Source organism: Ruegeria sp. ANG10, from assembly GCF_040705255.1.
Taxonomy (GTDB): domain Bacteria; phylum Pseudomonadota; class Alphaproteobacteria; order Rhodobacterales; family Rhodobacteraceae; genus Ruegeria.
Window position 1 is genome coordinate 73,638 of record NZ_JBFCVU010000004.1, and the last position, 15,042, is coordinate 88,679.

The window sequence follows — 15,042 nt, forward strand, 5'->3', positions numbered from 1 at the left end:
TGCTGCGGGCTCTAAGAACGACATCGCGGTCTCACAGTTTAATGCGCATTGTGTCGTTTAGAACGAGAATGAACTCATCAGAATCTTCATGGTTATGCCAGTTGAACTCGCCTTTTGCCACCCATTGAACTGCGATACGATCTTCATACTCCAATATTCTGAAAAAATAGAGAGCTTCTCTGCTAAGCTTACTGCATCACCGGTCTTTCTTGTCTCCTTTTCGTCAATCACCGCCAAAAGCGGTGTTTCGATTGATGCGTTTCTGTTGAAGTAAAGCCGTTCTAGCGAGAGTGCTGCTCATGCCGTCGTGCCAGTCATAATTCGTTCCGCTTTCAGCGAAAATGAATTGATATCCTCTCAGGGGGAGTTCGCTGGTTTCTTTGCCTTCAGCTCCGTTAAACGCAAATGGCAGAACCTTGCGTTCAAAAAATGAGACGCCAGCCGCGGTTTCCTGATTGTGAGTATAAGTTACACCATCCAGTTCGTTGCCCGGCTTTGACACCCTCCGATCGACTGCAAGCTCACTCTCCAATGCTATTATTGTCGGAAAAAAGGGCCTGCCGTCCACTGCGTGACTTGCGTGTCTCTCTCCCCAAGTATCTTCTGTTTGGAGGATGTCATCTGGGCGAAAGATACGTTTTTCACCGGAGCTTTGCGCGGCTTTTTTGTTGTCGAGCGAAAATCCAGTCGCAGACCTTTGCTGGGTAAAAATGCAAGGTAGGCGGCAAATCCGACCAACGCTCGGTTAAAACTAACTGGTTTTGATTGGGTGGGTTTGTCCGAGTTGCAAACAGTTGCCGGATTCAACAAACAGATGGACCAATCTGTCGGAAAAACACCCCGCCAGAAGTCAATAGCTGAATCTCAAAGGCCACAATTTCGTTAACATTACATTAACGTCTCTTTTCCGCCTTAATTTACGTTGATAAGGGTAGCCTAGTACGCAGTGATGGGTTTAAGGGTACAGGCGGTAATATGAGAACCGGACAAAGCGGTCGTATAGCCATTTTTTGGAGGCAGACGGAAATCGACGGACTTGAGGCGGCGCCCTTGTCCTTTTTGAGCGTCGGAGCTGCCTGGTCATGGCGCGGACAGGCACGATTTTTGAAGAATTCCTCTGTGCAGATGCTGGAAGGAGCCGAAGGCATTGGTTCCGACTCAGCGACGCTGAGCCATTGCGTGCATGTTCAAAACCTTTCAGGGGAAGCGAGCGGCCTGCTTGTGCTGACCAACGGTGCGCAAACTTTCACAGCGGCGTTGTTACCAATTGCTGGCGAATCAGCTCCGATGCTGGTCTTCGAAGGGGATTGCCCAGAGCGGGATCAAGATTTCTGGATTAGTGAAATCACCGAATCTGCGGGCCAGGGGAGCGAAACAACAGGGATGGATGAGACTGTCATAGCGTTCCCATCCCGATCCACTCCGGTCCGGGATAATCAGGATCAGCAGAGGGCGGTTTCTGTCGGACGCAGGGCCGACTGACCCGTAGGTAAACCTCGATTTCAATGGAAATTCCAATGCTGCGTGGCCTGGTGTGTTGACTCTGCCGGATTCACGGATATAAGCGCGGCTTCATTGGTGTTGGTGGCCCCCGCAAGGGGATGCCTGTCATGGGGGAAACCTCAAGAGGACAACGCCCTTCATAGTGGCCTGTCAGGGCCTCGACCTTAAGAAGGAGATCAGCCGTGACCAAACGCACGTCTGCCAAGCACAAAATCGACCGCCGGATGGGCGAAAACATCTGGGGTCGCCCGAAATCCCCGGTCAACCGTCGTGAATACGGCCCCGGCCAGCATGGTCAGCGCCGCAAAGGCAAACTTTCGGACTTCGGTCTGCAGCTGCGCGCCAAGCAGAAGCTGAAAGGCTATTACGGCGACCTGACCGAGAAACAGTTCCGCCGCATCTACGCCGAAGCCGTACGTGTAAACGGCGACACTGGTGAAAACCTGATCGGTCTGCTGGAGCGCCGTCTGGACGCTGTTGTTTACCGCGCCAAATTCGTGCCGACCGTGTTTGCAGCACGTCAGTTCGTGAACCACGGCCACGTCAAAGTGAACGGCAAGCGGGTCAACATCCCCAGCTACCGCGTCAAAGAAGGCGACGTGATTGAAGTACGTGACAAGTCCAAGCAGCTGGCTGTTGTTCTGGAAGCTGTTGCTCTGGCTGAGCGTGATGTGCCTGACTACATCGATGCTGACCACTCGAAAATGACCGCGACTTTCGTGCGCGCACCGGGTCTGGGCGATGTGCCGTACCCGGTCATGATGGAGCCGAACCTGGTCGTCGAATTCTACGCGAAGAACTAATCTTCGCCGAGACGCAAAATTTAAAGGGCCGCGCTTTCAGCGCGGTCTTTTTTGATTGCAGGGGCTCTGCCCCCAGTCGCTGCGCGACTCCCCCGAGATACTTTTGGCCAGATGAAGAAGCGGATCAGATCGGCAAGGGGCGACCTTCGGCGATTGCTTCCATCGCGAAATACGAGGTCACGCTGTCCAGTTCGACCTTTTCGATCAGGCGTTGATAGACCTTGTCGTATGACGCCATGTCCTCGGTCACGACCTTCAATTGATAGTCATAGTCGCCACCGATCCGGTGGAAATCCACCACTTCGGGGATGGTCAGTACGTGGCTGCGAAATGCTTGCAACCAGTCGGCCGAGTGATGTCGGGTGCGCAGCATGACAAAGACAACAAGGCTTAGCCCCAACTTCTCGCGCGCAATCCGTGCAGTTGAGCCGGTGATCACGCCATCCTCATTCAATGCCTTCAGCCGCCGCCAACAGGCGTTCTGCGACAGCCCGACCCGATCGGCCAGTTCGCGTTGGGACAAGGTCGCGTCTGTTTGCAACTCACGCAGGATGCGTTTATCAATTTGATCTATTTTTTCCGTCATTCTTGATCATATGACACGAAATTTTAAAAATCCATCAAAAGAAAGGTGAAGTTTCCTCGGCTCAAAGCAATCACATTGGTAGGGCAATACGGAGACTATGCCATGACCCTGTCCAAATTTCGCGCAGACATCCTGTCCACCACTCGCAATTCAAGCCTGCGCGACGGGCTGATCGGAGAAAACGTACTGATCCCGGGTCTGCATGGTGACGTGCCGCTGGTTTATGCGGATTACGTCGCTTCGGGCCGTGCGCTGCGGCAAGTCGAAGATTTTGTCACCGAACAGGTGCTGCCTTTCTATGCCAACAGCCACACCGAGGCCTCCTATTGCGGTTCATACATGACTCGGCTGCGCCGCGAGGCGCGTGTAGAGATTGCCCGCATCGTTGGCGCGAGGGGAGAAGACGCGGTGATATTCACCGGGTCCGGCGCTACTGCGGGTCTGAACCGGCTGGTCAGCTTGTTGGGTGTGGATGCGGCTGACCGGCCGGTCGTTTTGATCGGGCCGTACGAGCATCATTCGAACATTTTGCCGTGGCGTGAAAGCAAGGCGCAGGTGATCGAGATTCCAGAGGCCGCAGAGGGTGGGGTTGATCTGACGGCGCTGGAGCAGGTGCTGATCGACAATACTGCATCGGATCTGATCATTGGGTCGTTTTCGGCTGCGTCGAACGTGACCGGTATTATTACCGACCCGGACTCGATTACTCGGATACTCAAAGCGCATGGGGCTGTTTCGATCTGGGATTACGCAGGTGGTGGGCCGTACCTGCCGATGGACATGGGGCCAGTGGATGCGCGCAAGGATGCCATCGTTGTGTCTCCGCATAAGTTTCCGGGCGGGCCGGGGGCGTCGGGTGTTCTGATCGTCAATCAGACCGCCGTGCGCCGCACATGCCCCAGTTGGCCCGGCGGTGGCACGGTCAGCTTTGTATCGCCCTGGCGGCACGACTACAGCGAGGACCTGGCCACGCGCGAAGAAGCCGGAACGCCCAACGTGGTCGGAGATATCCGGGCGGCGCTTGCCTTCATCGTCAAGGATGTTGTCGGCACTGATGAGATCGCCGAAAAAGAGGCGCAGTATAACCGTATGGCCCTGGACGGGTGGGGTGACAATCCTAATCTGACCTTGTTGGGCGTCGAAAACCCGCACCGCTTGCCAATCTATTCTTTCCTGGTGCGAGATAACTCTGGCCAGCCGGTTCACCAGCAGCTGTTTACCCGGATGCTCAGCGATATCTATGGCATTCAGGCGCGCGGCGGCTGTGCCTGTGCAGGGCCCTACGCGCACCGTCTTTTGGGTATTGACCGGGCAACCTCGGATGAGTTGCACGCGGCGTTGTCCGGGGGGGAAGAGATGAAGAAACCCGGCTGGGTGCGGCTGAACTTCTCGTACTTGATGAGCGAGGACACCGTTCAGTTCATCATCGACAGCGTCAATGACCTGTCCCGTCGGACCGAGGAATTCGCACCATTTTACAACGCCGACCCGGCGACAGCCCGCTTCAAAGCAGCGTGACGGAATTGCCGCTTTTCTCAACGCGTTGAGACGGGTATGAGGGGCTCCAATTAACGGAGCCTCTTATGACCAAGATCACCCCTCAACCCGGCATTATGGACATCGCGCTGTATCGGGGCGGCCAGTCGCATGTGGCCGGGGTCGAGCATGTGATCAAGCTCAGCTCGAATGAAAACCCGTTCGGGCCCAGCCCCAAGGCGATTGAGGCGGTGCGCGATAGTGCCGCGACCTTGCATCGTTATCCCAGCACCGACCATGCCAGCCTGCGCGCCGCGATCGGAGACCGGCTCGAGTTGGACCCGGCGCGGATCATCTGCGGTGTGGGCAGTGACGAGGTATTGCAGTTCATCGCTCAGGCCTATGCTGGGGTGGGGGATGAGGTCATCTATACCGAGCACGGATTTTCCATGTACCCGATCATCGCCCGCATGGCCGGTGCGACGCCGGTTATGGTGTCTGAACGGGATCGTCACGTGGACGTGGACAACATCCTTGCCGCCGTCACTGCGCAGACGCGTATCGTGTTCGTCACCAATCCGGGGAATCCGACCTCGACCATGATCCCCGAAGCCGATCTTGTGCGGCTGGCCGAAGCTTTGCCACAAAGCTGTCTGATGGTCATCGACGGTGCCTATGCCGAATTCGTTGCCGGGTTCGATGGTGGTGCGTCATTGGTGGACCGGTTCGAGAATGTGATCATGACCCGTACGTTTTCCAAGATCTATGGGCTGGGCGGAATGCGGGTCGGTTGGGGCTACGCCGCACAATCAATCATTGATGTGCTCAACCGTGTGCGCCAGCCATTCAACCTGTCTCTGACCGCGTTGGCTGCGGCCGAAGCGGCGGTGAAAGACGACGATTACCTTACCTTCTGTCACGGCGAAAACGCCCGGCTGCGCGTTTGGCTTTCGGAAGAACTTGCAAAGATTGGCGTGCCCTCGGATGCGTCCTGCACCAACTTCATTCTGGCCCGTTTCACGGATCAGTCCGAGGCCGAGGCGTGTGACGATTACCTCAAGACGCAGGGTTTGATCGTACGCCGCGTGGCGGGCTACAACCTGCCCAACGCTTTGCGGATTACCGTGGGCGACGAAGAGGCATGCCGCCGCGTCGTCGCGGCTATCACCGCATTTAAGGGGGGCGCCGCATGAGCCGGGTATACGACCGCGTCGCACTGATCGGGCTGGGCCTGATTGCGTCGTCCATGTTCTGGGCCATCAAACGCGCGGGTCTTGCGGGTGAGGTTACCGGCTATGCCCGGTCCGAGGCCACACGCGGCACTGCCCGTAGGATTGGCCTGTGCGATCACGTCTGTGACACCGTGCAAGAGGCGGTAGAGGGCGCGGATTTGGTGGTGCTTTGCGTACCCGTCGGCGCAATGGGGACGGTCGCGCAAGAAATCGCACCGGTCCTGAAACCGGGCGCGACGGTGACCGATGTAGGCTCGGTCAAGCGGAACGTGATTGAGGCGGTCTCGCCCCATATTCCCGAAGGGGTGCATTTCATCCCTGCGCACCCGCTGGCCGGGACCGAGCATTCCGGCCCTGAATCCGGGTTTGCCGAATTGTTCGACAATCGCTGGAGTCTGCTGGTCCCGGTCGAAGGATCGGACCCGGACGCCATCGCTCGCCTGCGCGCGCTGTGGGAGGGGATGGGCGCCAATGTGGATGAGATGGACGCGGACCACCACGATCTTGTTCTGGCCGTGACCTCACATGCGCCGCACCTGATTGCCTATACGATGGTGGGGGTTGCAGACGATCTGCGCCGCGTCACCGATAGCGAGGTCATCAAGTATTCGGCCGCTGGTTTTCGGGACTTCACCCGCATCGCGGCGTCGGACCCGACCATGTGGCGCGATGTGTTCCTGACCAACAAGGACGCGACCCTGGAAATCCTCGGGCGCTTTACCGAGGAGCTTTTTGCGCTGCAACGTGCTATTCGCACCGGCGATGGTGAACATCTGTTTGACTATTTCACTCGTACCCGCGCGATCCGGCGTGGGATTATCGACGCGGGTCAGGATACGGATGCGCCCGATTTCGGACGGGGAAAGGCAAACCCATGAGACGTGGCTGGAGGTTTCTTGCGATTGGATATTTGGCGGTCTGCGCCACAGTGTCCAACGCTGCGCCTCCTGAACAGTCGCTCGTTCCTATGGCGCGGCCCGCAACGACCGCTGTTCTGGCTTTTGCCAGCCCGTTGCCCAATGTGAAGACACGGCCTGCATTGCGCCCTGAGTCGCCGCAGGTCTTAGCCGTGGCAGCGCGCTCCTCGGAATTGCCGTTGCTGGGGCCGGATACCTCGTTGATGCCGTATCTGCGGCCCAAGGAATTGGAACAGGAGGCGTTGTTCAAGAAACGCAAACTGCGCAAAAGTTCTGTATGCGGAGATATTGCCATTCAGGGCAAGCCTGTCGGAAATGTGCCCGGTCGTATCAAGGCCTGCGGCATCAAGGATGCTGTGCAAATCACCTCGGTTTCAGGTGTGGTGCTCAGCCGTCCGTCGACGATGGATTGTGGTACGGCTATAGCGTTGAACAAATGGGTCGATAAGACGGTCAAACCCACCTTCAAACGGCGCGGTCCGGTGGCCGAGATTCAGGTCGCCGCCCACTATGCTTGCCGAACCCGAAACAACCGCAAAGGCGCAAAGATTTCAGAACACGGCAAAGGTCGGGCGATCGACATCTCGGGCTTTAAGATGGCGGACGGAGAGGTCGTGACCGTTCTGAACGGCTGGCGCAAGAACCCGTCAAAACGTCAGCTGACCAAAGTCTGGCGCGGGGCGTGCGGTCCGTTTGGCACGGTTCTGGGGCCGAATGCGGACCGGTACCACCGCGATCATTTCCATCTGGATACGGCACGCCACCGTCGTGGGCCGTATTGCCGTTAATGCAGGATCAGACGCGGGGCGGGGCCTAAAGGGATTGGGCCCAAAGCTACAAACCCATCGCGGAAATTCAATTGCACGTCCAACGCATTGGGATTGCCGCCAAGCCCGGCTAGAAAGTTCAACGTCGTTGTCACTGGGTCTACCGCCTGATCGGGCAGGGCGCCTGCCGCGTTGGCCATGGCGATCATGTCGCGCCAGTTTTCGGCCCGGATCGCGATTTCTCCGGTGGGAATGCCCTGCGGGTCCACGTCCAGCTCACCGGTTGCGAACAGGCGCAGCGCGCCCCATTTCATTTCAGCCAGGCGCAAGTCCAGCTTAACCGGTTGCGGTCTGCTTTGTTCCAGCGCGGATCGGTCCCAGGCCTTGTTAAATGTGGCCGTCAGGTCCAGCTCCAGCGTTTCAAACGCCTGCGGCAAGGTGGTGGCCGAGCGCATTAGCTCGCGCAGGTCATCGCCGGGAGTGAAACCGTCTGCCTGCGCGCTTATAACATAGGCCTCGGGAGTGGCGGTCTGTTCCATCACAAGAGCCAACGTGTTGCCCCCGGCCAAAGCCTCGGACTCATCGGTGATGGACCACGGCCCGGCGGTCAACGCCATCTTTTCCAGCACAAGCGCCGCGCCGGGTTGCAGTTGCAACTCTGCTTGCAGGTCGGCGGCCTGAATGGTCGCGGTTTGATCGAAATAAGACAGGCGCTGCGGCGTGTCGGCAAACCGCAACACCTGCCGACCGGGCCAGATAGCCGGGCTTTGGAATTCGATCCAGTCCGCGCTCCAGGCGGTGCCATTTACCGGATCGGCCAGCGCCGGATTGTTCAGGCGCGTCATGTGGTGCAAGGGATACCCGGCGGTTTCAACGTCTGAAAAATCAGCCTGCCAACCCTGTTCCTGCTGTTTGTCGAACCATGTCGTGATCGCATTGCGCAGGCCGAAACCGGCGACGAACCAATAGACGCTCCAAATTACAGCGATGAAAATGATTACCCGTATCAGACCGCGCATGGAAGTTCGCCCTTTTTCCCACCTCGGAATTGATGTTTATAGACGCAAACGGGCAAGGACCAGTGCTATGACGATGTGGGTTTTCGGATATGGATCGCTGCTGTGGAATCCGGGCTTTCCGGTGGCCCGCAGCGAACGCGCCACGCTGAACGGTTATGCGCGGTCCTTTTGCATGAGCTCGATCCACCATCGCGGCACCGAAGATCATCCCGGTTTGGTTCTGGCACTGGACGAGCAGGCCGACGCCCATTGCAAGGGGCTGGCTCTGGCAGTCGAGGCAGGACACGAAGAGCGCACCCTGCATGAATTGCGCGAGCGCGAGCTGATCTCATCAGCCTATGTCGAAAAGATGTTGGATCTGAAACTGGACAGCGGCGAGGTTGTGAATGCCGTGACCTATGTGATTGACGCAGATCACGTGCAGTATTGCGGCGGTATCCCGCTGGAAGAGCAGGCTCAGATCATCGCCCATGCCGTTGGCGGACGCGGGCCAAACACGGAATACCTCTATAACACTGCCGAACATTTGGCGGAGATCGACCTGCGCGACCCCGATCTTGAGTGGTTGGCGCAACGGGTGCGTGATATCACCGCATAAACCCTTGGCGTCACCGGTGTAATTTCGCTAGATTCAGCGCAGAGCAGGCAAAAACCGGGAACCACGCGCATGGCGCAGGCACATCAGGGCGCGAGACCTCATTTCTCGCATCCCATTCGACAGATTGTGATGATGTTGGTCGCAATAGGTCTGGCCGGGCTGGGCGTCTTCATGGCCTTGCCCTATGTGATGCCGGTGATTGAGACCAATCCTTACCTGAACGGCTTTATCATCCTGGTGTTCATTATCGGTGTGTTCGCCTGTTTCTTTCAAGTAACCCAACTGATCGGCTCAGTCCGCTGGATCGAGGCTTTTGTGGGCGGTGTTGTCCGCGAAGACGCCCGAACTCCGCAATTGCTGGCACCGCTGGCGTCCCTGCTGCGCGAACGAGGCGCGCGGTCTCAGATCAGCTCGACCTCGACGCGGTCCATTTTGGATTCGGTGGCCGAGCGGGTCGAGGAAGAACGCGAGATCACCCGTTATATCACCAACGTCCTGATCTATCTGGGTCTTTTGGGTACGTTCTTCGGGCTGGCCACCACGGTTCCTGCCATCGTCGACACGATCCGCAGCCTTAACCCGCAAGAAGGTGAAGAGGGGTTGGCAGTGTTCAACCGCCTGATGGTCGGGCTGGAATCGCAGCTACAAGGCATGGGTGTGGCCTTTGGGTCCTCGCTGCTGGGTCTGGCCGGGTCGCTGATCGTTGGCCTGCTGGAATTGTTCGCGGGCCATGGACAGAATCGGTTCTATCGCGAGCTTGAGGAATGGTTATCCTCGATCACCCGCGTTGGGTTCGGGGCCAGCGATGAAGGTGGCGCTGAACTGGCGGTTCTGACGCCAGTGCTGGATGCCATGTCCGAACAAATGAACGCGTTGCAGGATTTGTTTTCGGCACAGGAGGCTGATCGCGCTGCGGTGTCGTCCAAACTGGGCCAATTAGCGGATTCGATCGGTGAAATGAACGTGCGTCAATCCGATACTGAGGGCGTGACAGCTGCCCTTGAACGTGTCGCGCTTGGGCAGGATGCCCTGCTAGACCACATGCGCGAACAGGGCGCTGGTGATGGGATAGACGCCGAAAGCCGTATGCGCCTGCGCTCGATGGATGTACAGTTGCTGCGCATCCTCGAAGAAATTTCGGCCGGCCGTCAGGAAAGCATGAGCGAGCTGCGCAAGGATATCGAACTGCTGGTGAAAGCTCTGACCTTACCCCGAGGCGCCGTGCGCACCGCTCCGGAAGGAGAGTAATCCATGGCTCTGTCCCGACGCACAGGTCAGCGGTTCCAAGGCTCGGTCTGGCCTGGTTTCGTGGATGCGATTACCGGGCTGCTGATGGTGCTGACCTTTGTGCTGACGATCTTCATGGTCGTTCAGTTCGTGCTGCGCGAAACTATTTCCGGGCAAGAGGATGAACTGACCGCCCTGTCGGATGAGGTTGCGGCGTTGGCCGGGGCCTTGGGCTTGGAAGAACGGGAAAACAGCCGGTTGCAGGCGCGGTTGGGGGTGTTGAACTCGACACTGTCGCAGGTCGAGAACGAACTGGTGCAAGCACAGATTCAACTGACCGATTTTGAGGCTCAGGTCGCGGCTCTGCTGGTCGAGCAAGAGCGCGCACAGGGTCAAATCGCCGAGTTGGTTGATGAACAGGACGCGTTGAACCTGGCCTTGGCGCAAAGCCGCGCCGAGATCGATGAACAGACCGAAGCCGCGCGTCTGGCCGCTGCGCAACGCGAAGCTCTGGAAGCCTTGGTTGCTGATCTGGAACAAAACGAGGCGGTGCAGTCCACGCAGATTACCGAGCTTGAAGAACAACTGAGCGCCGAAGAAGCCGCCAAGCTGGCAGAGGCCGCCGCCGCCGAAAACCTGCGCAACCGACTGTTGAACGCAGATGCTGAACTAACAGCCATGACCTTGGCATTGGAAGCGCAGCGCAACGAGGCTGAAGAGACCTTGACCCTGCTGGCCGCTGCACAGGCTGCAAAAGCCGAACTGGAACGGCAGTTTGGGGCCTTGAACGCAGAAGATTTGCGAGCCCAGCTTGAAGCAGCCTTGGAAGCCCGGACCGAGGCACAGGCCGAGGCGCAGGAACAACGCACTTTGGCCGAAGAACGCGCGGCCTTGCTGGCCGTAGCGCGTGATACGCTGTCGAATGAACAGGCGATCTCGGAAAAGGCGCAGCGCGAAACGGCATTGCTCAATCAGCAAATGGCAGCACTGCGCGAACAACTGGGTGGGTTGCAGGCGTTGCTGGACGACTATCAAGAACGCAATGCGGCAGCTGACATCCGTATCCAGACGCTGGGGCAGGATCTGAACGCAGCCCTGGCGCGGGCTGCGTCGGAAGAACGTCGCCGTAGGTTGTTGGAAGAGGCCGAGCGCGTTCGTCTTGAGGCTGAAGCCGAAGAACTGGCCGCACAGGCCGAGGACCTGCAGCGTTACCGTTCTGAATTTTTCGGCCGTTTGCGCGAAGTTTTAGGCAATGAAGAGGGCGTACGGATTGAAGGGGACAGGTTCGTTTTCTCATCCGAAGTGCTGTTCGACACGGGATCGGCTGTTTTGTCGCCGGTCGGGCAGCAAGAGGTCGCCAAGGTGGCCACTATCCTGCGCAGTGTGGCGGCAGAAATCCCCGAGGGTCTGAACTGGGTCATCCGGGTCGATGGCCACACGGACAACGTACCTCTGGCCGGGACTGGCCGGTATCGCGACAATTGGGAACTCAGCCAGGGCCGGGCGCTTTCGGTGGTGCGATACATGGTCGAAGCGCTGGGTATTCCGCCGAACCGGCTGGCCGCCAACGGGTTTGGTGAGTTCCAGCCTGTCAATCCCGCCGATACCCCCGAAGCCCGCGCCCAGAACCGCAGGATCGAGTTGAAATTGACTGAACGTTAGATCGCTACAATGGGCTTTTTTCAGGCGGACGAAAGTGGCTTCGATCCGCCGCAATTTTAACTCGCGCTGGGTGAAAGGCGAGTGTGACGCCCCTATATCTGCACCATAGGTTGAGCAGGTATGGATTTGAACAAATTGGCACTTGAATTGCAAAGCGCGGTTGATGAGGCCCTGCAAGCACCTTATCGGCGTGTGGCCCGGTTTGAGACCTTAAAAGGAACCCCGTTTTGGGTGAAGCGCATTGAGCGGTCTGCGCCTCTGCTTTGGCTGGTAAAGGGAACTCCGAATATGGCGTTCGACCGGGACCGGCGTTCACACCATTTCCTGTGGCACAGCGGTGTGCCAGTCCCGGCAATTGTGACCGAAGGTACGGGTTACTTTGTGCTTGAAGATGCTGGCGCCAGTCTGACTGACATCTGCAAGTCTGACTCTTTGACCGCCGAGGATAAAGAAAAGGCATGTCATGCGGCGGGGCAAGCGTTGGCGCGCTTGCATTCAATCGACCTAGCCCACGGGCGCCCGGCTTTTCGCGATATGTGCTGGGACGGGCAGCGAATTCGTTTCATTGATCTCGAATACTTTGTGCAAACCAGGGCCGGGCGCATTCGCAAAGCCAGGGACGTTGGAATCGCGTTGGTGTCCGCTTTGTCTCAGAGTTTCGACGGGCTGCGTTATGCTCAAGTCTTTCTGTCGGCCTATCGGGCTTCACGGGGCCGTCGATCAGAGTATTTTCACAGCCCGCATCCACAGCGCACCAAATAAACACAAAAAAACCCGCCATTGAAGGCGGGTTTCTTTCTGTATCACGATGCAATCAATCCGCGGTCAGCAGCGGGGGCTTGTCCCCCGGAATGCGCGGCTGATCGGGGCCGAAGATTTCCAGGTTCAACTCGCCCTTCTTGACCGAGACACGGACCACACCACCCTTGGCCAGCTTGCCGAACAGCAACTCCTCGGCCAGAGGTTTCTTGATGTGTTCCTGGATCACCCGGCCCAGAGGACGCGCGCCCATCTTGTCGTCATAGCCCTTGTCGGCGAGCCATTCGGCGGCTTTGGGCGTCAGATCGATGGTCACGTTGCGATCCAGCAATTGTGCCTCAAGCTGCAGGACGAATTTCTCGACCACTTGCAGGATGACCTCTTTCGGCAGCGGCGCGAACGAGATAACGGCATCCAGACGGTTGCGGAATTCCGGCGTGAACATGCGTTCGATCGCGGCAGTATCCTCGCCCTCGCGTCGGTCACGGGCAAAGCCGATGGCGGCTTTGGCCTGTTCCTGCGCGCCCGCATTCGACGTCATGATCAGAACCACGTTGCGGAAGTTCACCGTTCTGCCGTTGTGATCGGTCAGCTCACCGTGGTCCATCACCTGCAACAGGATGTTGAACACGTCCGGGTGGGCCTTTTCGATCTCATCCAGCAGCAGCACGCAATGCGGATGCTGATCCACGCCGTCGGTCAGCAGACCACCCTGATCGAACCCGACATAACCCGGAGGGGCACCGATCAGACGGGAGACCGCGTGTTTCTCCATATATTCCGACATGTCGAAGCGCAGCAGTTCCACGCCCAGCGTATCTGCCAGTTGTTTGGCCACTTCGGTCTTACCCACACCGGTTGGACCAGCGAACAGATAGTTGCCGATGGGCTTTTCTGGCTCGCGCAGACCGGCGCGGGCTAGCTTGATTGCACTGGCGAGCGCCTCGATTGCCTCGTCCTGACCAAACACCACTCGTTTCAACGAAGTTTCCAGATCTTTCAGAACCTCTGCATCGTCCTTGGTGACGTTTTTGGGTGGAATGCGCGCGATCTTTGCAACCACGGCCTCGATCTCTTTCACACCAATGGTCTTGCGGCGTTTGCTCTCAGCAACCAGATGCTGCGCGGCACCGGCCTCATCTATCACGTCGATGGCCTTGTCGGGCAGTTTGCGGTCGTTGATATAGCGTGCCGACAGTTCAACGGCGGTTTTGATCGCATCCGCAGTGTACTTGATCTCGTGATGCTTCTCGAAATAAGGCTTCAGACCGCGCAGGATTTTTACGCTGTCTTCGACCGAAGGTTCATTCACGTCGATCTTCTGGAACCGGCGGCTGAGCGCGCGGTCTTTTTCGAAGTGCTGACGGAACTCTTTATAAGTGGTCGAACCCATGGTGCGAAGCTTGCCGCCCTGCAGGGCAGGTTTCAGCAGATTGGACGCGTCCATTGCGCCACCCGAAGTGGCACCGGCACCGATCACGGTGTGAATTTCGTCAATAAACAGCACAGCGTCGGGGTGATCTTCCAATTCGGTCACGACCGCTTTCAGCCGTTCCTCGAAATCACCGCGATACCGGGTGCCCGCAAGCAGCGCGCCCATGTCCAGCGAATAGATGGTGGTGTTGGACAGCACATCAGGGGCTTCGCCGCCCACGATCTTGTGGGCCAGACCCTCGGCAATGGCAGTTTTGCCCACGCCCGGGTCACCCACCAGCAGCGGGTTGTTTTTGCGGCGGCGGCACAGCACCTGAATGCAGCGTTCCACTTCATCGGCGCGACCGATCAGGGGATCGACATCGCCTGCACGCGACTTGGCGTTCAGATCGATGCAATATTTCCCCAGCGCGCTTTCTTTCTGATCACCGTCAGTGGTGCTGGATTGAGCCTCTTCCTCGACCTGATCCGCGCCGGAAACCGAACGGTTTTCGCCGTACGCCGGGTCCTTGGCGACGCCATGTGCGATGAAGTTGACCGCGTCATAGCGCGTCATGTCCTGTTCTTGCAGGAAATAGGCCGCGTTACTTTCGCGTTCGGCAAAGATGGCGACCAGAACGTTGGCTCCGGTCACTTCGGTGCGGCCTGAACTTTGCACGTGGATCGCGGCGCGCTGAATCACACGCTGGAAAGCGGCGGTCGGCACGGCCTCGGACCCATCAATGTCGGTGACCAGATTGGACAGGTCTTCGTCGATGAATTCGACCAAAGTGCTGCGCAATTCTTCCAGATCGACGCTGCAGGCTTTCATGACGCGGATGGCATCGGGTTCTTCCAGCAGCGCTAGCAGCAGATGTTCCAGCGTTGCAAATTCATGTCGCCGTTCATTCGCAGCCGCAAGGGCCGCGTGGATGGCTTGTTCTAAAGTGCTCGAGAATGAAGGCACGCGGGTGCTCCTCTGTCTTGGGTCGAAAGGGGCAGGATGTGGCCCCGGTTCAACCATGTCCTCATACTATTAGAGTTTGGTTGATCGTGGCCCGGCTTCAAGGGTTTTCTTTC

General features: G+C 58.0%; 14 protein-coding genes. 10 read left to right on the forward strand and 4 right to left on the reverse strand.

All coding sequences use genetic code 11. The annotated features are described in order from the left end of the window. Window positions 1–223 precede the first annotated feature (223 nt). Window positions 224–502 (reverse strand): hypothetical protein, encoded by a 279-nt coding sequence (locus AB1A64_RS10220; RefSeq protein WP_366551318.1) that lies wholly within the window; start codon window positions 500–502, stop codon window positions 224–226. 473 nt (window positions 503–975) lie between these two features. On the opposite strand from AB1A64_RS10220, the gene AB1A64_RS10225 reads away from it, so the two are divergent. Beyond that, window positions 976–1,482 carry a hypothetical protein gene (locus AB1A64_RS10225; protein WP_366551319.1) on the forward strand — a complete coding sequence of 169 codons (507 nt, stop codon included), beginning with the start codon at window positions 976–978 and terminating at the stop codon, window positions 1,480–1,482. A 203-nt stretch (window positions 1,483–1,685) separates the two neighbouring features. Continuing rightward, window positions 1,686–2,306, forward strand: coding sequence for a 30S ribosomal protein S4 (gene rpsD / locus AB1A64_RS10230; protein ID WP_170347804.1), 621 nt, complete (start codon window positions 1,686–1,688; stop codon window positions 2,304–2,306). Between the two features lie 124 nt (window positions 2,307–2,430). Here rpsD and AB1A64_RS10235 read toward each other — a convergent pair whose 3' ends face one another. Then, entirely contained in the window at window positions 2,431–2,892 is a 462-nt protein-coding gene (locus AB1A64_RS10235; protein ID WP_366551320.1) for an Lrp/AsnC family transcriptional regulator, read from the reverse strand. 102 nt (window positions 2,893–2,994) lie between these two features. On the opposite strand from AB1A64_RS10235, the gene AB1A64_RS10240 reads away from it, so the two are divergent. From AB1A64_RS10240 to AB1A64_RS10255, 4 genes are all read left to right on the forward strand, one after another. Next, window positions 2,995–4,410 (forward strand): aminotransferase class V-fold PLP-dependent enzyme, encoded by a 1,416-nt coding sequence (locus AB1A64_RS10240; protein WP_366551321.1) that lies wholly within the window; start codon window positions 2,995–2,997, stop codon window positions 4,408–4,410. Window positions 4,411–4,475: 65 nt separating this feature from the next. Next, on the forward strand, window positions 4,476–5,561 hold the full coding sequence (gene hisC / locus AB1A64_RS10245; RefSeq protein ID WP_366551322.1) for a histidinol-phosphate transaminase: 1,086 nt from the start codon (window positions 4,476–4,478) through the stop codon (window positions 5,559–5,561). Further along, complete coding sequence (locus AB1A64_RS10250; RefSeq protein ID WP_366551323.1) at window positions 5,558–6,478, forward strand: prephenate/arogenate dehydrogenase family protein; 921 nt, start codon at window positions 5,558–5,560, stop codon at window positions 6,476–6,478. The genes hisC and AB1A64_RS10250 overlap by 4 nt, the downstream gene beginning before the upstream one ends. Further along, complete coding sequence (locus AB1A64_RS10255; protein ID WP_366551324.1) at window positions 6,475–7,305, forward strand: extensin family protein; 831 nt, start codon at window positions 6,475–6,477, stop codon at window positions 7,303–7,305. The genes AB1A64_RS10250 and AB1A64_RS10255 overlap by 4 nt, the downstream gene beginning before the upstream one ends. On the opposite strand, the gene AB1A64_RS10260 is transcribed toward AB1A64_RS10255, so the two are convergent. Next, window positions 7,302–8,303, reverse strand: coding sequence for a DUF2125 domain-containing protein (locus AB1A64_RS10260; RefSeq protein WP_366551325.1), 1,002 nt, complete (start codon window positions 8,301–8,303; stop codon window positions 7,302–7,304). The two genes, AB1A64_RS10255 and AB1A64_RS10260, sit on opposite strands and share 4 nt — an antisense overlap. Window positions 8,304–8,370: 67 nt before the next feature. Between AB1A64_RS10260 and AB1A64_RS10265 the strand changes: the two genes are divergently transcribed. The 4 genes from AB1A64_RS10265 to AB1A64_RS10280 all read left to right on the forward strand — a co-directional run bounded on the left by AB1A64_RS10265 (window position 8,371) and on the right by AB1A64_RS10280 (window position 12,552). After that, window positions 8,371–8,901, forward strand: coding sequence for a gamma-glutamylcyclotransferase (locus AB1A64_RS10265; RefSeq protein WP_366551326.1), 531 nt, complete (start codon window positions 8,371–8,373; stop codon window positions 8,899–8,901). A gap of 69 nt (window positions 8,902–8,970) precedes the next feature. Further along, a complete protein-coding gene (locus AB1A64_RS10270) occupies window positions 8,971–10,149 on the forward strand; it encodes a biopolymer transporter ExbB (protein WP_366551327.1) in 1,179 nt (392 codons plus the stop codon). A gap of 3 nt (window positions 10,150–10,152) precedes the next feature. Further along, window positions 10,153–11,790 (forward strand): peptidoglycan -binding protein, encoded by a 1,638-nt coding sequence (locus AB1A64_RS10275; RefSeq protein ID WP_366551328.1) that lies wholly within the window; start codon window positions 10,153–10,155, stop codon window positions 11,788–11,790. Window positions 11,791–11,910: 120 nt separating this feature from the next. After that, on the forward strand, window positions 11,911–12,552 hold the full coding sequence (locus AB1A64_RS10280) for a phosphotransferase (RefSeq protein ID WP_366551329.1): 642 nt from the start codon (window positions 11,911–11,913) through the stop codon (window positions 12,550–12,552). Between the two features lie 52 nt (window positions 12,553–12,604). Here the strand turns inward: AB1A64_RS10280 and clpA are convergent, their stop codons facing one another. Then, window positions 12,605–14,929 carry an ATP-dependent Clp protease ATP-binding subunit ClpA gene (gene clpA / locus AB1A64_RS10285; protein WP_170347815.1) on the reverse strand — a complete coding sequence of 775 codons (2,325 nt, stop codon included), beginning with the start codon at window positions 14,927–14,929 and terminating at the stop codon, window positions 12,605–12,607. Between the last annotated feature and the right edge of the window lie 113 nt (window positions 14,930–15,042).

What these genes read in the sequence shown, in the direction of transcription:
- AB1A64_RS10225 (WP_366551319.1), top strand. Translation starts at nt 976, where the DNA reads ATGAGAACCGGACAAAGCGGTCGTATAGCCATTTTTTGGAGGCAGACG.
- AB1A64_RS10235 (WP_366551320.1), bottom strand. Translation starts at nt 2,892, where the DNA reads ATGACGGAAAAAATAGATCAAATTGATAAACGCATCCTGCGTGAGTTG.
- AB1A64_RS10240 (WP_366551321.1), top strand. Translation starts at nt 2,995, where the DNA reads ATGACCCTGTCCAAATTTCGCGCAGACATCCTGTCCACCACTCGCAAT.
- hisC (WP_366551322.1), top strand. Translation starts at nt 4,476, where the DNA reads ATGACCAAGATCACCCCTCAACCCGGCATTATGGACATCGCGCTGTAT.
- AB1A64_RS10250 (WP_366551323.1), top strand. Translation starts at nt 5,558, where the DNA reads ATGAGCCGGGTATACGACCGCGTCGCACTGATCGGGCTGGGCCTGATT.
- AB1A64_RS10255 (WP_366551324.1), top strand. Translation starts at nt 6,475, where the DNA reads ATGAGACGTGGCTGGAGGTTTCTTGCGATTGGATATTTGGCGGTCTGC.
- AB1A64_RS10260 (WP_366551325.1), bottom strand. Translation starts at nt 8,303, where the DNA reads ATGCGCGGTCTGATACGGGTAATCATTTTCATCGCTGTAATTTGGAGC.
- AB1A64_RS10265 (WP_366551326.1), top strand. Translation starts at nt 8,371, where the DNA reads ATGACGATGTGGGTTTTCGGATATGGATCGCTGCTGTGGAATCCGGGC.
- AB1A64_RS10270 (WP_366551327.1), top strand. Translation starts at nt 8,971, where the DNA reads ATGGCGCAGGCACATCAGGGCGCGAGACCTCATTTCTCGCATCCCATT.
- AB1A64_RS10275 (WP_366551328.1), top strand. Translation starts at nt 10,153, where the DNA reads ATGGCTCTGTCCCGACGCACAGGTCAGCGGTTCCAAGGCTCGGTCTGG.
- AB1A64_RS10280 (WP_366551329.1), top strand. Translation starts at nt 11,911, where the DNA reads ATGGATTTGAACAAATTGGCACTTGAATTGCAAAGCGCGGTTGATGAG.